Raw genomic sequence first — 19,727 nt, 5'->3', positions numbered from 1 at the left:
TATGACTAAGATAAAAAGATATAGCTGCTTATTACTTGTATTTGTTCAGTCCATTTTATGTGGACAACTTTTGGCACAAAAGACGTTGATAGATGTATCTGCTGACTCTACGGCTATATTAATTGGTGAACAAACGGTTTTGCATTTGTCTGTAACAACAGCAAAGGCAAGTAACGTTATTTCACTGATTCCGCGTGATACATTGATGAGAGGAGTGGAAGTTCTGAATATTTCGCTTCCGGATACGACCAATATCGACAATGATCGTATTATAGTCAAACAGGATATTCTGGTTACTTCGTTTGATTCCGCCCTCTATTTGTTGCCTCCGTTTAAGGTAATTGATGGTTTGGATACAATAGCCTCCAATCAGATTGCATTAAAAGTTTCAACGATACCTGTAAATGCTGATAAACCGGAAGAATTTTATGATATTAAAACGGTATGGAAGCCTCCTTTTGTTCTGGCAGATTATTATGCTTTGATCTATGGGGTTCTGTTTACTTTATTCCTTATCTGCGTGATAGGCTATATTGTGCAACGTTTGCGGAATAAGAAACCGTTAATCCCACAGAAAGCTCCGGAGCCGTTACTTCCTCCACATGAACAAGCAATTAAAGAATTGGATGAGCTGAAGTTGCAGAAGTTATGGCAACAAGGACGAAATAAAGAATACTATACCTTATTGACGGATACATTAAGGAAATACATTGTTTCACGCTTTGGCATTAATGCACAGGAAATGACTTCCGGAGAGATTCTGGATATAGTCCGTAAGGTTTCCGAAGCGGAGTCTGTTTATTCAAATCTCAGACAGGTTCTTCAGTTAGCTGATTTGGTGAAGTTTGCCAAGCTACACCCGCTACCGGATGAAAATGATCTGAGTTTAGTAAATGCATATTTGTTTGTGAACCAAACAAAAGTGGAGGAGATAATTCCTGCCGATAAAGAGCAGAAAGAAGAGGTAAGTGAAGGTTCAATTGAAAATGATGATGTAAAATGATATTTGCTAATCCTACATATTTATATTTACTGCTACTGCTGATACCTCTGATTGGATGGTATATCTGGAAATTACGTAAATCTCAGGCAAGTTTGCAGGTGTCCTCTTCTCAAGCTTTTGATGTGCCCGGTGCATCATCATATAAGGTTTATCTGAGGCATCTTCCATTTGTTTTACGTATGGCTGCGATAGCCTTTTTAATTATTGTATTAGCCAGGCCGCAATCAACAGATAACTGGCAGAACTCTTCTACCGAAGGGATTGATATTATGATGACGATAGACGTTTCAACAAGTATGCTGGCTGAAGATCTGAAGCCAAATCGTTTGGAAGCGGCTAAAGATGTGGCAGCTTCATTTATTAATGGACGCCCGAATGATAATATCGGATTAGTGGTTTTTGCTTCTGAAAGTTTTACGCAATGCCCTCTTACCACAGATCATACGGTACTGCTGAACCTCTTTAAAGATATTCAAAGTGGTATAATTGAAGATGGTACAGCCATTGGTTTGGGACTGGCAAATGCAGTAAGCCGTATAAAAGATAGTCAGGCAAAATCTAAGGTAATAATACTGTTGACTGACGGTTCTAATAATGCAGGAGAAATAGCTCCTGTAACGGCAGCTGAAATAGCGAAAACTTTTGGTATTCGTGTTTATACGATTGGGGTAGGTACAGAAGGTGAAGCTCCGTATCCATTTCAGACGGCATTTGGTGTACAATATCAGAATGTAAGAGTAGATATTGATGAACAGACGCTAAAGCAAATAGCAACAACTACCGGAGGTCAGTATTTCCGTGCAACGGATAATTCCAGTCTGAAAGAAATATATTCGGAAATCGATCAGATGGAAAAAACAAAGATTCAGGTTCAGGAATTCAGTAAAAAACAAGAAGAATACAAGAACTGGGCTTTGATTGTTCTGGCATTGTTATTGCTTGAGGTGTTATTGAGAAGAACTATATTAAGGAATATACCATAAAATAGAAAGGCTTATGTTTCGTTTTGCAAATCCCGAATTTTTATATTTATTGCTTGCTTTGCCGGCCATCATCGTATTTTATATATACTCTTTGATAGCGCGGAAAAGAGCGATAAAGAAGTACGGGAATCCGGAATTATTATCAGAACTAATGCCGGAAGTTTCAGAAAAAAGGCAGAATATGAAATTCTGGATATTATTTGGTGCAATAGGTGTGATGATTTTTGTTGTGGCAGGACCTCAGTTTGGCTCTAAGCTTGAAACCGTAAAACGGCAAGGAGTTGAGATTATGGTGTGTCTCGATGTCTCAAACTCCATGCTTGCAGAAGACGTTGCCCCTAACCGCTTGGATAAAGCCAAGCAAATGTTGTCCCGATTGACAGAAGGTTTCCGGGATGATAAAGTAGGACTTATCGTTTTTGCCGGGGATGCCTTTACACAATTACCTATTACGTCGGACTATATTTCCGCAAAAATGTTTCTTTCTTCCATAACGCCTGAAATTGTTCCTACGCAAGGGACTGCAATTGGATCTGCTATTAATCTGGCTGTCCGTTCTTTTACCCCCAATGAGTCTTCAGATAAAACGATTATACTTATTACCGATGGTGAGAATCACGAAGACGATGCGATAGGAGCAGCTAAAAAAGCCGCAGAAAAGAATATACATGTGAATATTGTCGGAATGGGGCAGCCAAAAGGAGCACCAATACCTATTGATAGAGGTAATAATTACATGAAAGACCGTGAAGGGAATGTCGTTATCTCTAAGTTGAACGAACAAATGTGTCAGGAGATAGCTGCTGCAGGAAATGGTTTGTATGTGCGTGCTGATAATACGAATTCGGCATTACGCGCATTACAGAAAGAAATAGAAAAAATGAATAAATCTGAACAAGAGAGTAAGATATATTCAGAATATGACGAACAATTTCAATTATTGGCATGGATAGTTCTTGCTTTGTTAGTTGCGGAATTTTTAATTCTGGATCGCAAAAACAGAATTTTCAGAAAAGTAAAGTTGTTCTCTTAATTAGAAAAGCGATGAAAACTGTACACAAAATAGTGATATTCATATTTACTTGTTTATTAGTCCCGACTCTTGTTAATGCGCAAAAGGCGGAACGAAAGAATGTACGTGATGGAAATAAGTTGTTTTCAAAAGAAAAATATACGGAATCAGAAATTGCGTACCGAAAGAGCCTGGACGTAAATCCCCGTTCCATCGAAGGCACATACAATCTGGGTAATGCATTGTATAAACAACAAAAGTATCCCGAAGCAGCAGAACAATATCAAATGCTGGCAGGGCAGGCTGAATATTTATTGTCAGATCAGAAGAACGCATCCCGTCTGGCGGAGGTTTTTCATAATCTTGGTAATATCGGGATGCAAAATAAGGAATATGCCAAGAGTGTCGAGTCATATAAGATGTCTTTAAGATTGAATCCGAAAGATGACGAGACCCGTTATAATCTGGCCTTAGCTCAGAAGTTAATGCAAGATCAACAAAACCAGAACCAGGATGATCAGAACGACCAGAATGATGAAAATAAAGATGAGCAGGAAAATAAGGATAATCAGCAGAATCAGGATCAGCAACAACAGCAACCTGAAGATAAGAAAGACGATAAAACTCAGGAACAACCTCAGCAAAATGAACAGATGAGTCAGGATAATGCTCAGCAAATTCTGGATGCATTCCTGCAAGATGAAAAAGATACGCAGGAAAAGGTAAAGAAAGCGCAAATGCAACAGCAAGAGCGTCGGAAAACTGAGAAAGAATGGTAACTAATAGTAACGATATAAACAGATAAAGATAATGAGGAAATTATTTTTCTTATTCATTTTATTCATCACAATCGGAGGGCATATAAAAGCTCAAAGTGTAAGTTTTAAAGCCTCCGCACCTGAAGCTGTTGTTATGGGGCAGCAATTTAGGTTAAGCTATACCGTAAACGCGGAAGGAAAAGATTTCAGGGCGCAGGAAATGCCCGATTTTGATGTGTTGATGGGGCCTTCTCAATCAAAGGCTCATAGTACTTCTATTATAAACGGAGCTGTTTCAAGTGAAACGACTATTACCTATACATATGTTCTTTCTCCCAAGAAAGAAGGAACGTTTACAATTCCTCCGGCAACGATAAAAGTCAAGAATGCGAATTATACGTCTAACGGATTAACCGTTAAAGTACTTCCGCCTGATCAAGCCAGTCAGGCAGAATCTTCTTCCGGAAATGCCGCCACAGGAATATCCGATAAAGATTATTTTATACGCGTAGAAACTTCCAAACGAAGTGTTTATGAGCAAGAGGGATTATTGGTAAGCTTTAAGTTTTATGCGGCTCAACCATGTCAGTTAAGTCGGTTTAAATTCCCCGAATTCGAAGGCTTTTTAGCGCAAGAAATTGAATTACCGGATAAACAATGGGGACAGGAACATTATAACGGGCGTAATTATTGGATGGTTACGCTAAAGCAAACTGTACTTTATCCACAACGTGCCGGTAAATTAACGATCGAGAGTGGTAGCTTTGATGCCTTGATTCGTGTGCGTGTTCAACGACAAGGGCGTGGCAGTGTGTTTGATGATTTCTTTGATAGCGGCTACCAGAATGTAAATAAGGAATTAAAAACCTCACCTGTTACTATTGATGTGAAATCATTACCGTCTGGTAAACCGGCTTCTTTCTCCGGTGCGGTAGGTAATTATACCATGAATGCTTCGATCAGCACAAATCAACTAAAAGCGAATGAAGCAGTAACCGTTAAAGTAAAGATAGAGGGTAATGGAAATATAAAGTTGCTGAAGAATCCGGACGTGAAGTTCCCGAATGATTTTGAGATTTACGATCCGAAAGTGGAATCCAGTATCCGTACAACGGCTGCAGGTGTTTCCGGTAGTAAAACGATAGAATACATGGCTATCCCGCGTTTTGCCGGTGATTTTGAAATACCTGCCATTCAGTTCTCTTATTTTGATACAAAGACGCAAACATACAAATCACTCTCTTCAGAACCTTTCAAACTTCATGTGGAAAAAGGAGCAGAAGGCGAGGGGACTTCTGCCGTTGTTTCAAACTTCACAAATCGTGAAAGCGTTAAATTCTTAGGAAATGACATTCGATTCCTTAAAATAAAGGGCATTAACTTTGAGCCGGTCGAAGAAATATTCTTCGGAACATTTTTGTATGTCCTTTGCTATCTGATACCCGCCGTTTTGTTTATTGTATTCTTTATTATTTACCGTAAGCAGGTGAAGGAAAACTCTGATTTGGCTTTAGTACGAACAAAGAAGGCAAATAAGATGGCTGTGAGAAGATTGAAGAATGCCGGTAAATTCATGAAAGAGAATAAGAAGGAAGAGTTTTACGACGAGGTTCTTCGTGCTCTGTGGGGCTATCTGAGTGATAAACTGAATATTCCTCAATCGGAATTGACGAAGGACAATATTGAAACTGAATTAACAAAGTACGGTGTGTCGGAAGCCTTAATACAAGAATTCCTTGACATTCTGAATACATGTGAATTTGCCCGTTATGCTCCGTCGCAAGCTTCTGATGCAATGGATAAATTGTATGATCAGACGATCGGTGCAATTGGAAAAATGGAAAACACGATAAAAAAATAAAAGGAGATTGATAAATATGAAAAATATATTTCTGTTGTTATTTACGTTGTTTTTCTCTGTTTCATTGTTTGCGCAGGAGAATGCCATAAAAGAAGCAGAGACTGCCTATACGCAAGACGATTATTCAAAAGCGATAGAACTTTACGAAGGTGTCCTTAAAACACATGGTGCCTCCGCCGAAATTTATTATAATTTGGGTAATTCATACTTTAAGGATGGTCAGGTAGCACCGTCTATTTTAAATTATGAACGTGCGTTATTGTTAGATCCGGGGGACAGAGATATTCGTTTTAATCTGAATGTAGCTAAACAAAAGACAGTTGATCGTATCGAGCCGATTGGCGAATTCCTATTCGTAAAATGGTTTCATGGTGTACAAAACATGCTTAGTGTAAACGCCTGGGGAGCTATTGGTATTATTTGTTTTATTCTTTTGATTGGCTGTCTGATTTTGTTCTTTTTCTCCAAATGGGTTCATTTGAAGAAGATCGGTTTTTATGTAGGTTTGATACTGGTGTTTATAGTCATCCTTGCTAATGTTTTTGCAGCAAATCAGAAACATGATTTGTTAAATAGAAACAGTGCGATAGTGTTTTCACCCACAGTTACTGTGAAAAGTTCTCCAGATGCGAGTGGTACGGATTTGTTTGTTATTCATGAAGGAACAAAAGTGTTTGTAAGAAACATCCTTGGCGAATGGAGCGAAATAGAGTTAGAAGACGGTAACGTTGGGTGGATGCCAAGTAAAGATATCGAAAAAATTTAAAATGTTAGAACAGCTTTTGCATTACGAACGTAATGCTTTCTTCCTCTTAAATGGAAGTGACTCTATATATCTTGACCATTTTATGTGGTTGTTTTCGACCAAGTCTGTCTGGCTTCCTCTTGCTGTTTTTATTCTTATAGTACTTTGTTATAAAAAAAACTGGAAAGAGGTTTTATTTATTTTAATTTCTATTGCATTAGTTACCACTCTCTGCGATCAGTTCGCATCACATTTTTGTAAACCATTCTTTGCTCGTTTCCGACCCACTTCACATCCTGACTTTATGAATGAGGTACAAACGGTTTTCGGTTATAGAAGTGGGCGTTACGGCTTTATATCCAGTCATGCAGCAAATGCTTTTGGATTTGCTATATATCTGTCTATGGTCTTTAGGAATAGATTTTTTGCCTTTACAGTCTTTTTCTGGTCTGCCTTTACAGCCTATACCAGAGTTTATTTAGGTGTACACTTTATTTCGGATGTTGTTTTTGGTGCAATTGCCGGATTAATCTATGGTTTTGCAGTTTTTCATCTTTACAAGTTTGCGCGAAAGAAGATATTAGGAGGAAATCCTATTCCTCCTTCTGAGATTTATACTTCGAAAAGTGTAAATATGATCTCCTATGCTATCTGGATATCGATTGCTTTGATCTTGATATTAAATTATCCGTTAGTAGAATTTATCAGATTGTATTTTTAACTATTCTTTCATGCCGTAAAGCATGTTTATTACAAATCTATTTCATTCATAATAATTTGTTTCTCTTATTTATATTGGCTAAGTTAGTGGCATGTAATTAACTTAATATATAAACCTACAAAATAGAGAGACCATGACAAAAACAATCACTTTTAATGAGCTACGTCGTCTGAAAGATAGCCTTCCTGATGGAAGTACCCATCGTATTGCTGACGAATTGGGCGTTACAGTTGAGACTGTTAGGAATTATTTTGGTGGACAGAACTATAAAGCTGGGACAAGTTGTGGTATCCACATAGAGCCGGGACCAGATGGCGGTATTGTCGTTTTAGATGACACTGCTATTTACGACCGGGCTTTGGAAATATTAGAAGAAAGCGGGGTGTCAGTGACACCGGAATCCTAGCCGAAGCAGAACTTTTTAAATAAAATCCCATAGTCGTTAACAGCTTTGGGATTTTTTTGTTTTACTAAATATACAAATGATTTTATGGAAAATAATTTGATAACATTAGCTATTCATACCTTTGAGAAAGCTCAGATATTGAAGACTATTCTTGAATCAGAAGGTATAGAAGTTTACATTCATAATGTAAACCAGATACAGCCGGTGGTCTCAGCCGGAGTAAGGGTTAGAATAAAAGAGAGCGACTTACCACATGCTTTGCGCATTATTGAGGATATGAAATGGTCGGAAGAACCGGAAAAAGAACTCGAAGAAATGCAAAAAGATAAGAAAGTACTAATACCTGTGGATTTTTCGGATTATTCATTAAGCGCTTGTGAAATAGGAATCAATCATGCTGCAAAGATAGGAGCTGAGGTTTTCTTGTTGCATGCTTATTTTAGTCCGTTCTTTCCTTCTGCAATACCTATGGCTGATTCTCTTGTTTATCAGGCAGGAGAGAGCGAAATGATGATAAATGTAAAAAAGAAGGTGGATGTCGATATTGCCAAACTGATGAAGGACGTGACTGTTAAAATACAAAACGGAGAACTTCCCAACGTAAAAATAACTCCGGTTCTCAGAGAAGGCATACCGGAAGAAGAAATTATTACCTATGCTAAAGAAATACATCCGGCACTTATCGTAATGGGGACACGAGGCAAGAGCCAGAAAGAAGCAGATCTTATAGGTAGTGTAGCAGGTGAAGTGATTGAAATCTCTAAAACACCTGTTTTGGTTATTCCTGAAAAAGTTCCGTTTAATTCAATAGACAATGCCAGGAACATTGCTTTTGCCACTTCTTTTAATCAGGAAGATTTAGTTATGTTTGAACGGTTTATGGATATCTTCAAAGGATATAATGCACATATTCATTTGTTTAATATATCGACGAGTAGAGACGAATGGAATGAGATTCGTTTGACAGGTGTACGTGAATATTTTAAGAAGCAATATCCTGAAATAAATATAACACACACCGTTTTAGATGACGGCGATTTGTTGCTTGCGGTGGAACGTTTCGTACGTGAGAAAAACATTGATATAATTGCTCTAAGTACTTACCGGAGGAATTTGCTGGCACGAATGTTTAATCCAAGTATTGCAAGAAAAATGCTTTTCCATACGGATACGCCGTTGTTGGTGATGCATAGATGAAAAAACGAATTATAAAATTCATTAATGTTTTTTTGTAAATGACAGAAAACTATATTGTATCTATCCTTGTTTAATTAGTACAAAGCGAAAATAGAGTAATTCTATTTTCTGGTAACAGGGATGTTATAGATACTTTGTTAGTAGTATTTGTTTTTTCATATAAGTAGAGTTTGTTATTTGTTTGGTCCGTATGTAACTGTGAAGTTTTATACGGACTCTTTTTTCTAAAAACGTTGTAACTCTTTATATAAACGTTGGACGGGCAATCCCATTACATTATAAAATGAACCGTTTATCGATTCAACCCCTATATAACCGATCCACTCCTGTATGCCGTAAGACCCTGCTTTATCGTACGGACTATATTTCTCTAAATAATAATTTATTTCTTCCGGCTCTAACCGGGCGAAAGATACGGTGGATATAACCGAGAAGCAAGAAGTTTTATCTTTCGCAACAAGGTGTACCCCCGTTATTACCCGATGGTCGCGACCGGAGAGACAGTTTAATATCCGTACGGCATCTGCTTTATCTTTCGGTTTCCCAACTATTTCAGTGTCGGTAACGACAACTGTGTCCGCTGTAATCAGTAGTTCATTACTTTGCAGAGAAGAACGAAAAGCCTCCGCCTTTTTCCCCGCAATAAATAGAGGAACCTCTTCAAAAGGAAGCGAATCCGGATAAGATTCATCAATATCAGCAATAGTTTTAACCTCGAAATCAATATCTAATCCCGCTAATAATGTTTTACGTCGCGGAGAATTGGATCCCAATATGATTTTGTATTTTTTCAGATTGTCTAACATAGCAGAGTACCTTTACCAACCAAATGCTTCTTCACCCATCCACTTTCCCTGCGCTTTCATGGTTTGCTCGATTACGTCCCGGGCAATACCTTCTCCGCCTTCTTTATGAGAAATATACTTCGCTATTTCTTTAATCTCCGGAGCAGCATCAGAGGGAGCGACAGAAAGTCCCACATGTTTCATCACCTCATAATCCGGAATGTCGTCGCCTGCGTAAAGAACTTCATCGGCTTCAAGTCCTGATTTATCCAGAAAATCCTGTAAATCGATTTTTTTAATGGAGCTACCCATATATATATGCTGAACCCCTAATCTGGAAAAACGCAAACGGACAGATTCTGTGTTTCCTCCTGTTATAATACCTACGTGATATCCATGTTTAACAGCTAATTGCATTGCATAACCATCTTTTATGTTTACCGTTCGCATTGGTTCTCCGTTAGGGTGGAGCGAGATAACATCTTTAGATAACACTCCGTCCACATCAAATAAAAATGCCTTAATCTTTTTTAAATCGTAATTTATGCTGCTCATACTTGTTTTGTTTTATATATGCTTTGACTCAACAATCTATAGATCGTTTTCATGTCCTCACTCTCTAACATGTCGAGATGCCTATTAATAACTGTTTTGTCGTAACGGATAGCAGGACCGGTTTGTGCCTGATCCGGCGTTAGTTCCTGTATTTTAGCTGCTGTTTCTTCAATCAGAGGAACTAATATTTCAGGTGGAATCTCTTTTTCCTCCAATAATTTCCAGGCAAGCGTCCACATATGATTCGCAAAGTTGCAGGCAAATACAGCAGCAAGATGTATCTGTTTTCGCTTCTCGGAATCGAGAAAATGTACATTGCCTGTCAATAACTTGCATACCTCATTTAATGCATCCAGATCATGTTCGTTATTAGCCTCAATAATAAAAGGGATATGAGAAAAATCCACGTTTCTTTTTTTACTGAAAGTCTGCAAGGGGTAGATCACTCCATAGCGATCAGTGCGTCCTTCGAAAATAGTAGCCGGCACACTTCCTGCTGTATGCAGCCAAAGTCCGCCGTTCGTTTTTAATTGTGTTGCTAATTCAGGTAGGGCATCATCCTTTACCGAGAAGATATACCAATCCGCATCCGGGATGATTTTATTCATGGACGTTGTCCATGAGCAGTTTAACCTATTTGCTAAAAGAAACGCACTTTCCGGTGTTCTGCTATATACCTGACTAATATGTAATCCGTAGCGAGACATTTCCTTAGCAAGTAATGTGGCTAAATTTCCCGCTCCGATAAATACGATATTCATGTTAAAACCAGCTTTTTTGAATACTACGAAGATAGTCTATTTCTTGCATGTACCGCAAATATGCGTAAATTTGTTTTTAGTACCAACAATATAAATTTCCATGAAGAAAACAACAATTATTTTACTTGTATTCCTGATCACAGGCTTGTGCCCGTTGTTAGCACAAAAGTATAATTTAGTAAGTAACGTTCCGTACGAAGAAAACTCTTCAGATCAATATCGTCGCGAACGTTGTAAAGTAGATATCTACTTGCCTGAAGGAGAAAAAGACTTTCAGACACTCGTTTGGTTTCACGGAGGAGGTTTGACGGGTGGCGATAAAAATGGTGTTCCTGAAGCATTGAAAGGACAGGGTTTTTGTTTTGTAACGGTAGATTATCGTTTAAGCCCTAAGGCTCAACATCCTGCTTATATAGAAGACGCAGCTGCCGCTGTCGCCTGGGTGATTCGTCACATTGCAGAATATGGAGGAGATCCTTCTCAGGTGTATGTAGGAGGTCATTCAGCCGGAGGTTATCTTACGTCTATGATAGGCTTAGACAAAAAATATCTTCAGGCAGAAGGCATTGATGCTAATCAGATTAAAGCGTATTATCCTGTGAGCGGGCAGACAATTACTCATTTCCAGATACGCACGGAAAGAAATCTGTCCACCGATATTCCTTTGATTGATGAATATGCTCCTTTGGCACATGTGAGAAAAGACGCTTCACCGTTTCTTCTTGTGGCCGGACAAACGGAAAAGGAAATGGCCTGTCGAACAGTTGAAAATCGTTTCTTATACGAAGCTTTACGGGCAATAGGAAATAAAACCGTGATGTATCATGAACTTTCCGGATTTGATCATGGAAATGTCGTTGATCCGGCTGTGTTTCTGATTATTCAGGATATGAAAAAACGCAAAAACAAAGAATGAGATGAAAGAGCAAAAACTGAGAATTACTTTAAAGTCCGCCCCACTATCAGAATGGGATGAACAATATCAATTGCTTTATAAAGAGGCTGTTGCGACGACAACAAAAGCGTACGCTCCGTATTCTAAGTTTCATGTCGGAGCGGCTGTCTTATTGGCAAACAACGAAATTGTATCGGCTTCTAATCAGGAAAATGCCGCTTATCCCTCGGGATTATGTGCCGAACGCGTTGCTTTGTTTTATGCCGGAGCAAAATATCCGGATGTTTCCGTTAAAGCGATAGCCATTGCAGCAGAAACAGGGGGGAAACTTGTTGAAGGAATCTCTCCATGCGGAGGATGCCGTCAGGTTATGCTTGAAACAGAAACCCGCGCAGGTACTCCCATGAAAATATTTCTTTGTGGAGCCACTTCCATGAGGTCGGTAGATAGTGCCGCCGCATTACTGCCCGTCGGGTTTGATGGTAGTGATTTATAGGATTTATAATCCGACCTGTAGGTGGAATTAAAATTCAGATAATTTATGGTTTAAAACATTCATTTTCAGAAGATTAAACCTTCGTTGACTTGGCTTCTTAAATCGACTTGTTTTATTCTTTGAAAATCAACGTAAAAATCAATGCAAAAAAATAAAGGATATTTTTGCAAAAATATCCTTTATTTTTCCGAAAATAACCTTTATATTTTTTTTGTGTTACTATGACTTTTCTATTATTCCACAAAAGTGGAAAAGTTTACCTTAGAACAATTTGTTTGGATATTCACCGGCATCGATAAGTGCCTGGATCTTATCTACCACTCCTTGTCTGTCGTCTGCATAGGTTACTCCGAACCATTTTGATGTGGTGTCGAGAACTTTGACTGTTGATTTTCCGGAGGTGATTAATTCGTTAACCGTTAACGGAATGAAAAATTCCGATTTCAGATTTTCTTTATTTGCATTCAGGAAGTTAACAAATGAGGCTTCTGAATGTTTGAAATAATCGGGAGTGAATCCCCACATATTCATTGAAACAGGAGTGTTTTCTTCCAATACAACTTTCTGTCCGTTTTCGTCAACAAACTGAATCTTGCCATCGATACGTTCGATAGCAGTCCGCTCAACTACCCCTGTAAGATAGCCCTCCCCGTTGGTTTCACATACACCACGAGCTACGGAGCCACTTTCGCTTAATGTATTGCCTACACGATAACCTACCATGCAATAGTCGTTTTCCGTGCCTGTCATAGCCGTAAGTTGTTTACCTAATACGGCAAAACTATCTTTTCCATAAAAATCATCCGCATTGATAACAGCAAAAGGCTCGTGAATTACCTCTTTACCCATTAATACGGCATGGTTTGTCCCCCAGGGTTTTTCACGGCCTTCCGGACAAGTGAATCCTTCCGGCAAAGAATCTAAATCCTGAAATACTAATTCAACCTGAATATGGTCTTGGTATTTAGAAATAATTTTCTCACGGAAGTCCTGTTCAAACGATTTACGGATTACAAAGACTAATTTTCCGAATCCGCCGCGGATTGCATCAAAAATAGAGTAATCCATGATTGTCTCTCCGTTGGGGCCTAAACCATCTAATTGTTTCAAGCCTCCGTAGCGACTGCCCATACCGGCAGCAAGTACGAATAAAGTAGGTTTCATATTTTCTTCAATTGTTTTTAATAGTATAGGCAAAAGTACTAAAAACAGTACGCTTATGCCAATATGATCTTGTTAAGTTTAGATTATAATTGTTTGTTTTCCTCCATTCAGCTTGCGAGTCTCGTTTTTCCATACAAATGTTCCTGTTACCGACTCAGGAAGATTAATTTCGGCTGTAAGCACCCCTTTCTTGTCGATTTTGTAGGATACGGAAATCTTTCCTTTCGGATGCGGAATACTTCCCGATGCTTCCTTCAGCTTTCCTAAAGCCGGTGAAATGCAGACTTCACTAAAGCCGGGAGCTGAACTGTCAATTCCCAGCAGTATGCGGTAAAACTCAATATTCGGGCTTGATCCCCATGCATGACAATCGGATCTGGAAGGTTCCGGTTTTTCTGCCCAGGTAGTTAAACCAAGCGCCATCTGATCGTTCCATATTTTTAGATTGTCTAATAACTCGTCTCCCATACCGGCTTTATCAAGTGCCTGGTGCACGTAGTAACGGAAATAAATCGTAGCTTGCGCTAAAGACGTATCGGTTAATGTCTTTCGCATAAGGCCTTTTGCGTCTTCTCCCTCAATAATACCGGCAATAACAGCTAAGGCATTAACGTGCTGCGAATAGCTCCTATGATCATGTGTATCGGCAAAAAGCTGACGTTCTGAATCCCAGTAATACTGCTTAAACGTAGTTCGGATCGCTGACGCAATCGAACGATAATGTGTTGCAATGGAAGGAATACCTATGGCATCTTCCATTTCAGCTGCGGCATCTAAGGTCAATAGATACATTAAATCCTGAAATGACGAATTTCCGTTCTTTTCACGGATAGGTTCTCCGTGAGGGAATCCTTCAGACCAATCAGCAAAGAACCAATGAGGAACAAAATCCAAGCTGTTATTTGGTTTCAGCCACTGTTCATACCAGGCCAATACACCACGAAAAGCAGGAAGTAATGTTTTTACATATGTTTCATCTCCTATGTACATCCAGTAATCGTGCCCCATGTTTATCCACCAGAGCGAGAAAGATGAAATAAACTGATGGAGGTTGGACGGATAGCGGCTCATCGTAATACCGTCTGCCACGATAGACTGACGTCCCTGTTCGATGGCATTCTTCACCATATATTGATCTGTCGAATTATAAAGTGAGATCATCGCCTGTATCCTCGTGTCGCCAAAGTATTGCAACTGTTCATAATACGGACAATCCATATACGTTTCATTAGCGCAAAGGCGGGCTGTACGCCAACCAATTTCCAACATTTTATTCAGCTCTTCATGTCCCGGCACTGAAAAAGCAGTTTCATTCCGGAAAGGATAAGCAGAATAGGTTCCATAAATATCGTGAATTACTAATGGAGAATCTTTTGTTTCTATGGTAACGTTTACATAACGCCAGGTACGCCACCAAAGAGAAGTAGAGAGGCGATGTTCGCCTCCGTCGGCCACAATCTTATCTTCATAACCTATAAACCTTTTATTCTCAACTTCATTTCGGTTACCTTTTGAGTATCCTTTTCGTGTATCCGTTTCCTTTTCATACAATGCTTCCGCATAACCTAAGGTTATTTCTGCAGATTTACCTTTGCTGAATAAAACTGACAGATAACCGGTCATGAGTACTTGGTTATCCAATAAAAGTCTGACTTTACTGTTGGCAGGAACTATAATATCTTTTGCTTTAGCGGGAAATTCAGCAGGTGTTTTTATTCCCTCTTCCATGCGAACGGCAGAGAATCGTTCCGTTTTGTTTTCCATCGGTGGAATAGGAGAGGGAACTAAGAGTCGCCCCGGATAATCCCGAGCACCTTTCATCGCACCTTCTATTCCATTTTGCGCCTTTAACCATGACGTATCATCGAAATCCGGCTTTTCCCATCCCCACGGATAAAGAGCGGCATCTGTTTTCTCGCCCGGACCGGCTACATAGTAACCCGGAACATGAATATTTATAGGGCTATAAGCCTTATTGACATAACAAAGCCAGGTGTTGTCCGTATTTACAATATATTCTTTTTCTGTATTCCCCTGCAGAATGAAACCGGTTTGATTGAAACTGATTTGGGCTACAGGTTTTTTGTCGGCGTAATTCCATACAATTGCTGCAAGCGTGTTCTTACCGCTTTTTAGCCAGGGCGCAATGTCAATCGTCTCAAAATTCCAGTTATAAATATCGCCGCGCGCAGGTCCTGCAGAAACTTCGGTTCCGTTGACATAGAGTTTGTATCTGTTATCAGCCGAAACGTGTACAACAAAAGAATTTGGCTTCTCTTCTAACTCAATATTTTTCCTGAAATGATACACTCCGAATGTATTTGCAGGCTCGTTGGGAACGGCTATCCATCGGGCTTTCCATCTTCCGTCGTATAACGATTTATCAATCGCTTTTTGATTGAATCCTGCCAAACGTATTTGCGCATTGCCTGTCTGAATCCAGAGCAGAAAAGATAAAAGTAAGATAAGAGTTCTCATGGGTGTTGTATGATTTAAGGTTAACCGTGTTTTTATGTTGTCTGAATTTGTTTGGCTACTTCGTATCCTGCTTTTAGTGCATTCAGGTTCATCGTTACGATCTCATCACCTTTCCTTCCGAATATCCTTCGGATACCATCCTCTATTTTGTCGTAGTCAATCCCAATGAATGGAGTCGCTGCTCCCAGCATAACTATGTTGGCAGCCCTGACGGAGCCTAATTCTTTCGCAATAGCTTCAACGTCAAGGATTACTTTATGCGGTAGTTTATCAAGTTCTTCATTCACCTTGTCTAACACCGGATAGTTTGGTATATTAATAAAAGGACGCGAATTGGTTACTAACCATCCGTACTCTTTCAGATAAGGTAAATAACGCAAACTCTCCATCGGCTCAAGTGAGATGATAATATCTGCACTGCCCTTGGGAATAAGATCGGAAGCAACCGGCTTGTCGGATATGCGTAAATTAGACTGAACATCCCCGCCACGTTGACTCATACCATGCACTTCGGCCTGTTTCATATACAGACCTTCTTCCAATGCGGCTTCTCCGATAACAGCGGCAATAGAAAGGATTCCCTGTCCGCCGACTCCTGATAAAATTATATCTGTTTTCATTGTTTTGCTGCTTTTTTCTTGCGGGTTATCGTTTGAATGCATTCACGACAAGGAACCAAAACGGATAATCCTTTGTGTTCGATTTCTTCGCGAATGATTTGTTTCATCTCTTCATAATTTTTCTTCAAAGGCGTCATACTGCGTATATGCGCAGGGTTAACACCAATTCCTGCACAAATAGCTTCTATCTTTCCGGTTCCCGCAGAATCTTGTCCTCCGGTCATAGCCGTTGTCTCATTATCGGAAATAACAATCGTAATCGGACTGTTTTCATTAACACAATCCAACAATCCTGTCATGCCGGAATGCGTAAACGTAGAATCTCCGATAACGGCTACTGCCGGAAATACTCCTGCATCTGCAGCTCCTTTAGCCATCGTGATAGAGGCGCCCATGTCTATACACGAATCGATTGCCCGAAAAGGAGGAAGTGCCCCAAGCGTATAACAACCGATGTCACCAAATACTTTAGCACCTTCGTATTCTTTTAATACATCATTTAGTGCATCATACATATCCCGGTGTGCACAACCTTGGCATAAGGCCGGCGGACGTTGTTCTACGACTTCCGGCACGGAATAAAAGCTTTTTACTTCTTTACCAAGCGCAAGAGCTACAGAGTCGGGTGTTAATTCTCCTTCACGCGGTATAGCTCCATCTAATCTGCCGTGTACTTTTATGCCGATACCCAAATAGCCTTTTAATTGTTCTTCCACAAAAGGAAAACCTTCTTCAAGTACAAGGATTTCGTCGCATTCTTCAACCAATCTGACGACAAGTTTCTTAGGTAACGGATATTGTGTTATCTTCAAAACCGGATTCTCAAAACCATCCGGGTAATTTTCCGAAAGGTAATTAAAGGCTATACCTGTTGTGATAATACCCTTTTTCTTATCCGGAGCATCAAAATATTGATTGTATGGTGATTCTTCGGAAGCTGCAACAAAACCGTCTTGGGCAGCAAGCAAACTCTTGAACCGTTTACGAGCCAGAGCAGGCAGAAGAATGAAGCGCTGACGACCATCTTCCGGACAATTCATTTTGTTTTCTTCTCTCATTGGGCGGGTCACAACACCTGCACGGGAATGTGCCATACGGGTTGTTACGCGTAATAAGACAGGATAACCTAATTTTTCAGATAATTCAAATCCGTCATACACCATATCGTAGGCCTCTTGTTGATTGGATGGCTCCAATATAGGGATCATGGCAAAATTACCATAGAAACGATTGTCCTGTTCATTTTGCGACGAGTGCATCGAAGGATCATCTGCCGTAATGATGATTAGTCCACCGTTAATCCCGCTCATCGCTGCATTCATAAAACAATCTGCTGCAACATTTAAGCCTACGTGTTTCATACAACAAAGAGCACGTTTACCGGCATAACTCATTCCCAAAGCTGTTTCAAGAGCTGTTTTTTCGTTTGTACTCCACTTGCTGTGGATTCCTCTTTCTGTCGCTACAGCAGAATTCTGAATATATTCGGTTATTTCAGTTGAAGGTGTACCGGGATAGGCATAAACACCGGATAATCCGGCATCTATTGCCGCTTGAGCAATGGCCTCATCCCCTAAAAAAAGATGTTTTTCCATGTATGATTATTGTTGTCTTATTGATTATTTCTTGATAATAGGAATCAAAGATAGCTTTTTTGTGATAAAAAGTAACCTTATCGTTACCTAATCTGTCGTCTGTTTAGTTCTGCACGATAACGTTCGGCATTTCTATTGTGTTCCGCTAATGTGATTGCAAAATTATGCCGCCCCGAGAAGTCCTCTTTGGCGCACATATATAAATATTTATGTACGGTATGATTCAGTACAGCATCAATACTCCTGATGGAAGGGGTGCGTAATGGACCCGGAGGTAATCCCGTATGTTTATATGTATTATATGGAGAGTCCACTTCTAAATGTACGTAAAGAATCCGTTGCAGGCTGAAATCCCCTACGGCAAACTTTACCGTTGGGTCTGCCTGCAGCGGAATGTTCCGGTTAAGGCGATTGAGATATAGTCCTGCAACAATTGGATATTCGTCTCTTGCTGCTGTCTCTTCTTCAACGATGGAAGCTAAAATACTTACTTCAACGGGTGTTAATCCGATCTCTTTCGCCTTATTTCTTCGTTTCTCCGTCCAGAAATTGTCGTATTCCCGTTTCATCCGTTGGAATAAACCGTCCGCAGAGATATTCCAATAAACCTCATAGGTGTTAGGTATAAACATGACATTTATAGTTTCTGTACTAAAACCTAACGAATCACAATAAACAGAATCATTTAAACGAGATAAAATAGATTGTTCGTTCACCATTAACTGTTCGGCAAGTCGTTCTGCTAAATCTTTTTTTAAACGAATATTATTGAAGGTCAGGCGAACGGATGTCTGTTGACCTCTTCGGAGCGTATTGATAAGTTGCATCTGACTCATCCCGTTAATAACGGCATATTTCCCTGTTTTCATATTATCCGGATACTCCAGATAATCTGCCAATAAACGAAAATGTTTCAAGTCTTTTTTAGGAACAATACCGGATAGCTGATCACACAATCCATCGAAATTTTTACTTTCATCAATATATAAATAGACGGTCTCTTTGAGTTTATACGTCTGACCATATAATATGGTATATATATAATACGCGCTTCCAGCTCCGATAATAAATAACAAGGAGAAAACCAGAATAATTACATTACGTTTTGACATCCTACAGTGAACTACATTAATAAATAAACTATTGAGTATCAGAATCGGCTGTAAAAGTAGTATCTTTTTTCCTTAAAATATAAGTAAAAGCTTTGTTAATTCAGAAATATACATCTATCTTTGCATCGCATTTCTAAGGAAGTGTGGGTGAGTGGCTGAAACCACCAGTTTGCTAAACTGACGTACGGGTAACTGTACCGGGGGTTCGAATCCCCCCGCTTCCGCTAAACAAGCATTGAAAAGAGTAGCTCAAAAGGCTGCTCTTTTTGTTTTTCCTTGTTTTTTAAGGGCTAACACAACGTGCGCTTCCGTATGTTAATATGTGGTCGATAGTGCTGCAATGTGGCAATATCCACGCCTGTTTCTACCAAAATTGCTTATGGTAGAAAAATGGGTAGAAAATTTCACTACTTTTGACGTAGTAATCTTAAAAAAACAGACGTCTATGGATAGTGGAAAATCCATTGTTCGTTGACCCCTTACGCCAAAACAAAATTGACCCCAGAAAATTATTTAATTTTGCCTCCCGAGTATCCTGACAAGTGGGGTCATTTTTATTTTAGGAAACCATCATCAAGCG

At 39.5% G+C, this 19,727-nt stretch carries 20 protein-coding genes and 1 tRNA gene; 13 read left to right on the top strand and 8 right to left on the bottom strand.

The genetic code is table 11. The features are described from left to right. The first annotated feature begins 1 nt into the window (after position 1). From PHT93_RS06190 to PHT93_RS06150, 9 genes are all read left to right on the top strand, one after another. Positions 2-1,003 (top strand): hypothetical protein, encoded by a 1,002-nt coding sequence (locus PHT93_RS06190; protein ID WP_300240760.1) that lies wholly within the window; start codon positions 2-4, stop codon positions 1,001-1,003. Then, positions 1,000-1,986 (top strand): VWA domain-containing protein, encoded by a 987-nt coding sequence (locus PHT93_RS06185; protein WP_300240759.1) that lies wholly within the window; start codon positions 1,000-1,002, stop codon positions 1,984-1,986. The genes PHT93_RS06190 and PHT93_RS06185 overlap by 4 nt, the downstream gene beginning before the upstream one ends. A 13-nt stretch (positions 1,987-1,999) precedes the next feature. Next, positions 2,000-3,019, top strand: a complete 1,020-nt coding sequence (locus PHT93_RS06180) for a VWA domain-containing protein (RefSeq protein ID WP_300240758.1) — start codon at positions 2,000-2,002, stop codon at positions 3,017-3,019. An 11-nt stretch (positions 3,020-3,030) separates the two neighbouring features. Further along, a complete protein-coding gene (locus PHT93_RS06175; protein ID WP_300240756.1) occupies positions 3,031-3,777 on the top strand; it encodes a tetratricopeptide repeat protein in 747 nt (248 codons plus the stop codon). 31 nt (positions 3,778-3,808) lie between these two features. Further along, a complete protein-coding gene (locus tag PHT93_RS06170) occupies positions 3,809-5,617 on the top strand; it encodes a BatD family protein (protein ID WP_300240754.1) in 1,809 nt (602 codons plus the stop codon). Positions 5,618-5,633: 16 nt separating this feature from the next. After that, entirely contained in the window at positions 5,634-6,383 is a 750-nt protein-coding gene (locus PHT93_RS06165; protein ID WP_300240752.1) for a tetratricopeptide repeat protein, read from the top strand. Position 6,384: 1 nt separating this feature from the next. Beyond that, positions 6,385-7,083 carry a phosphatase PAP2 family protein gene (locus PHT93_RS06160; protein ID WP_300240750.1) on the top strand — a complete coding sequence of 233 codons (699 nt, stop codon included), beginning with the start codon at positions 6,385-6,387 and terminating at the stop codon, positions 7,081-7,083. A 133-nt stretch (positions 7,084-7,216) separates the two neighbouring features. Next, complete coding sequence (locus PHT93_RS06155) at positions 7,217-7,489, top strand: DNA-binding protein (protein ID WP_300240748.1); 273 nt, start codon at positions 7,217-7,219, stop codon at positions 7,487-7,489. A gap of 84 nt (positions 7,490-7,573) precedes the next feature. Continuing rightward, positions 7,574-8,686 (top strand): universal stress protein, encoded by a 1,113-nt coding sequence (locus tag PHT93_RS06150; protein WP_300240746.1) that lies wholly within the window; start codon positions 7,574-7,576, stop codon positions 8,684-8,686. Positions 8,687-8,910: 224 nt separating this feature from the next. Here the strand turns inward: PHT93_RS06150 and PHT93_RS06145 are convergent, their stop codons facing one another. Genes PHT93_RS06145 through PHT93_RS06135 form a run of 3 tightly spaced genes read right to left on the bottom strand, consistent with a single transcriptional unit; the run spans position 8,911 to position 10,787 of the window. Then, complete coding sequence (locus PHT93_RS06145) at positions 8,911-9,492, bottom strand: Maf-like protein (protein WP_300240744.1); 582 nt, start codon at positions 9,490-9,492, stop codon at positions 8,911-8,913. 12 nt (positions 9,493-9,504) lie between these two features. Next, positions 9,505-10,026 carry an HAD-IIIA family hydrolase gene (locus tag PHT93_RS06140; RefSeq protein WP_300240742.1) on the bottom strand — a complete coding sequence of 174 codons (522 nt, stop codon included), beginning with the start codon at positions 10,024-10,026 and terminating at the stop codon, positions 9,505-9,507. After that, entirely contained in the window at positions 10,023-10,787 is a 765-nt protein-coding gene (locus PHT93_RS06135) for a Rossmann-like and DUF2520 domain-containing protein (RefSeq protein WP_300240740.1), read from the bottom strand. Before PHT93_RS06135 ends, PHT93_RS06140 begins: the two co-directional genes overlap by 4 nt. Before the next feature lie 100 nt (positions 10,788-10,887). Here PHT93_RS06135 and PHT93_RS06130 point away from each other — a divergent pair, with 100 nt between their 5' ends. Then, positions 10,888-11,703 carry an alpha/beta hydrolase gene (locus tag PHT93_RS06130; protein ID WP_300240739.1) on the top strand — a complete coding sequence of 272 codons (816 nt, stop codon included), beginning with the start codon at positions 10,888-10,890 and terminating at the stop codon, positions 11,701-11,703. 1 nt (position 11,704) lies between these two features. Next, a complete protein-coding gene (locus PHT93_RS06125) occupies positions 11,705-12,178 on the top strand; it encodes a cytidine deaminase (RefSeq protein WP_300240737.1) in 474 nt (157 codons plus the stop codon). A 261-nt stretch (positions 12,179-12,439) separates the two neighbouring features. Here PHT93_RS06125 and PHT93_RS06120 read toward each other — a convergent pair whose 3' ends face one another. The 5 genes from PHT93_RS06120 to mltG form a co-directional block, all read right to left on the bottom strand. After that, the gene (locus PHT93_RS06120) at positions 12,440-13,342 is read right to left on the bottom strand and encodes a nucleotidyltransferase (protein ID WP_300240735.1); all 903 of its coding nucleotides are present in this window, start codon (positions 13,340-13,342) and stop codon (positions 12,440-12,442) included. Positions 13,343-13,420: 78 nt separating this feature from the next. Then, complete coding sequence (locus PHT93_RS06115) at positions 13,421-15,820, bottom strand: alpha-L-rhamnosidase C-terminal domain-containing protein (RefSeq protein ID WP_300240733.1); 2,400 nt, start codon at positions 15,818-15,820, stop codon at positions 13,421-13,423. Between the two features lie 32 nt (positions 15,821-15,852). Further along, positions 15,853-16,440, bottom strand: a complete 588-nt coding sequence (locus PHT93_RS06110; RefSeq protein WP_300240731.1) for an indolepyruvate oxidoreductase subunit beta — start codon at positions 16,438-16,440, stop codon at positions 15,853-15,855. Further along, complete coding sequence (locus tag PHT93_RS06105; RefSeq protein ID WP_300240729.1) at positions 16,437-18,035, bottom strand: thiamine pyrophosphate-dependent enzyme; 1,599 nt, start codon at positions 18,033-18,035, stop codon at positions 16,437-16,439. The genes PHT93_RS06110 and PHT93_RS06105 overlap by 4 nt, the downstream gene beginning before the upstream one ends. 83 nt (positions 18,036-18,118) lie before the next feature. After that, entirely contained in the window at positions 18,119-19,147 is a 1,029-nt protein-coding gene (mltG, locus tag PHT93_RS06100; RefSeq protein WP_300240727.1) for an endolytic transglycosylase MltG, read from the bottom strand. A gap of 137 nt (positions 19,148-19,284) precedes the next feature. On the opposite strand from mltG, the gene PHT93_RS06095 reads away from it, so the two are divergent. After that, a tRNA-Ser gene (locus PHT93_RS06095) sits at positions 19,285-19,371 on the top strand. Between the two features lie 98 nt (positions 19,372-19,469). Beyond that, positions 19,470-19,622: a hypothetical protein gene (locus tag PHT93_RS06090; protein ID WP_300240725.1), complete on the top strand. Its 153-nt coding sequence runs from the start codon at positions 19,470-19,472 to the stop codon at positions 19,620-19,622. Positions 19,623-19,727: the final 105 nt, after the last annotated feature.

The sequence above is a fragment of the Massilibacteroides sp. genome (genome assembly GCF_028705895.1).
Classification (GTDB): Bacteria; Bacteroidota; Bacteroidia; order Bacteroidales; family Tannerellaceae; genus Massilibacteroides.
Note: the sequence above shows the minus strand (reverse complement) of the source record. Positions and strands in the feature narration are given on the sequence as shown.

Excerpts from the sequence above, each read along its gene's own strand:
- PHT93_RS06110 (WP_300240731.1), bottom strand. The coding sequence starts at position 16,440 with ATGAAAACAGATATAATTTTATCAGGAGTCGGCGGACAGGGAATCCTT.
- PHT93_RS06120 (WP_300240735.1), bottom strand. The coding sequence starts at position 13,342 with ATGAAACCTACTTTATTCGTACTTGCTGCCGGTATGGGCAGTCGCTAC.
- PHT93_RS06160 (WP_300240750.1), top strand. The coding sequence starts at position 6,385 with ATGTTAGAACAGCTTTTGCATTACGAACGTAATGCTTTCTTCCTCTTA.
- PHT93_RS06190 (WP_300240760.1), top strand. The coding sequence starts at position 2 with ATGACTAAGATAAAAAGATATAGCTGCTTATTACTTGTATTTGTTCAG.
- PHT93_RS06135 (WP_300240740.1), bottom strand. The coding sequence starts at position 10,787 with ATGAATATCGTATTTATCGGAGCGGGAAATTTAGCCACATTACTTGCT.
- PHT93_RS06130 (WP_300240739.1), top strand. The coding sequence starts at position 10,888 with ATGAAGAAAACAACAATTATTTTACTTGTATTCCTGATCACAGGCTTG.
- mltG (WP_300240727.1), bottom strand. The coding sequence starts at position 19,147 with ATGTCAAAACGTAATGTAATTATTCTGGTTTTCTCCTTGTTATTTATT.
- PHT93_RS06115 (WP_300240733.1), bottom strand. The coding sequence starts at position 15,820 with ATGAGAACTCTTATCTTACTTTTATCTTTTCTGCTCTGGATTCAGACA.
- PHT93_RS06175 (WP_300240756.1), top strand. The coding sequence starts at position 3,031 with ATGAAAACTGTACACAAAATAGTGATATTCATATTTACTTGTTTATTA.
- PHT93_RS06170 (WP_300240754.1), top strand. The coding sequence starts at position 3,809 with ATGAGGAAATTATTTTTCTTATTCATTTTATTCATCACAATCGGAGGG.
- PHT93_RS06165 (WP_300240752.1), top strand. The coding sequence starts at position 5,634 with ATGAAAAATATATTTCTGTTGTTATTTACGTTGTTTTTCTCTGTTTCA.
- PHT93_RS06155 (WP_300240748.1), top strand. The coding sequence starts at position 7,217 with ATGACAAAAACAATCACTTTTAATGAGCTACGTCGTCTGAAAGATAGC.
- PHT93_RS06140 (WP_300240742.1), bottom strand. The coding sequence starts at position 10,026 with ATGAGCAGCATAAATTACGATTTAAAAAAGATTAAGGCATTTTTATTT.
- PHT93_RS06125 (WP_300240737.1), top strand. The coding sequence starts at position 11,705 with ATGAAAGAGCAAAAACTGAGAATTACTTTAAAGTCCGCCCCACTATCA.
- PHT93_RS06180 (WP_300240758.1), top strand. The coding sequence starts at position 2,000 with ATGTTTCGTTTTGCAAATCCCGAATTTTTATATTTATTGCTTGCTTTG.
- PHT93_RS06185 (WP_300240759.1), top strand. The coding sequence starts at position 1,000 with ATGATATTTGCTAATCCTACATATTTATATTTACTGCTACTGCTGATA.
- PHT93_RS06145 (WP_300240744.1), bottom strand. The coding sequence starts at position 9,492 with ATGTTAGACAATCTGAAAAAATACAAAATCATATTGGGATCCAATTCT.
- PHT93_RS06150 (WP_300240746.1), top strand. The coding sequence starts at position 7,574 with ATGGAAAATAATTTGATAACATTAGCTATTCATACCTTTGAGAAAGCT.
- PHT93_RS06105 (WP_300240729.1), bottom strand. The coding sequence starts at position 18,035 with ATGGAAAAACATCTTTTTTTAGGGGATGAGGCCATTGCTCAAGCGGCA.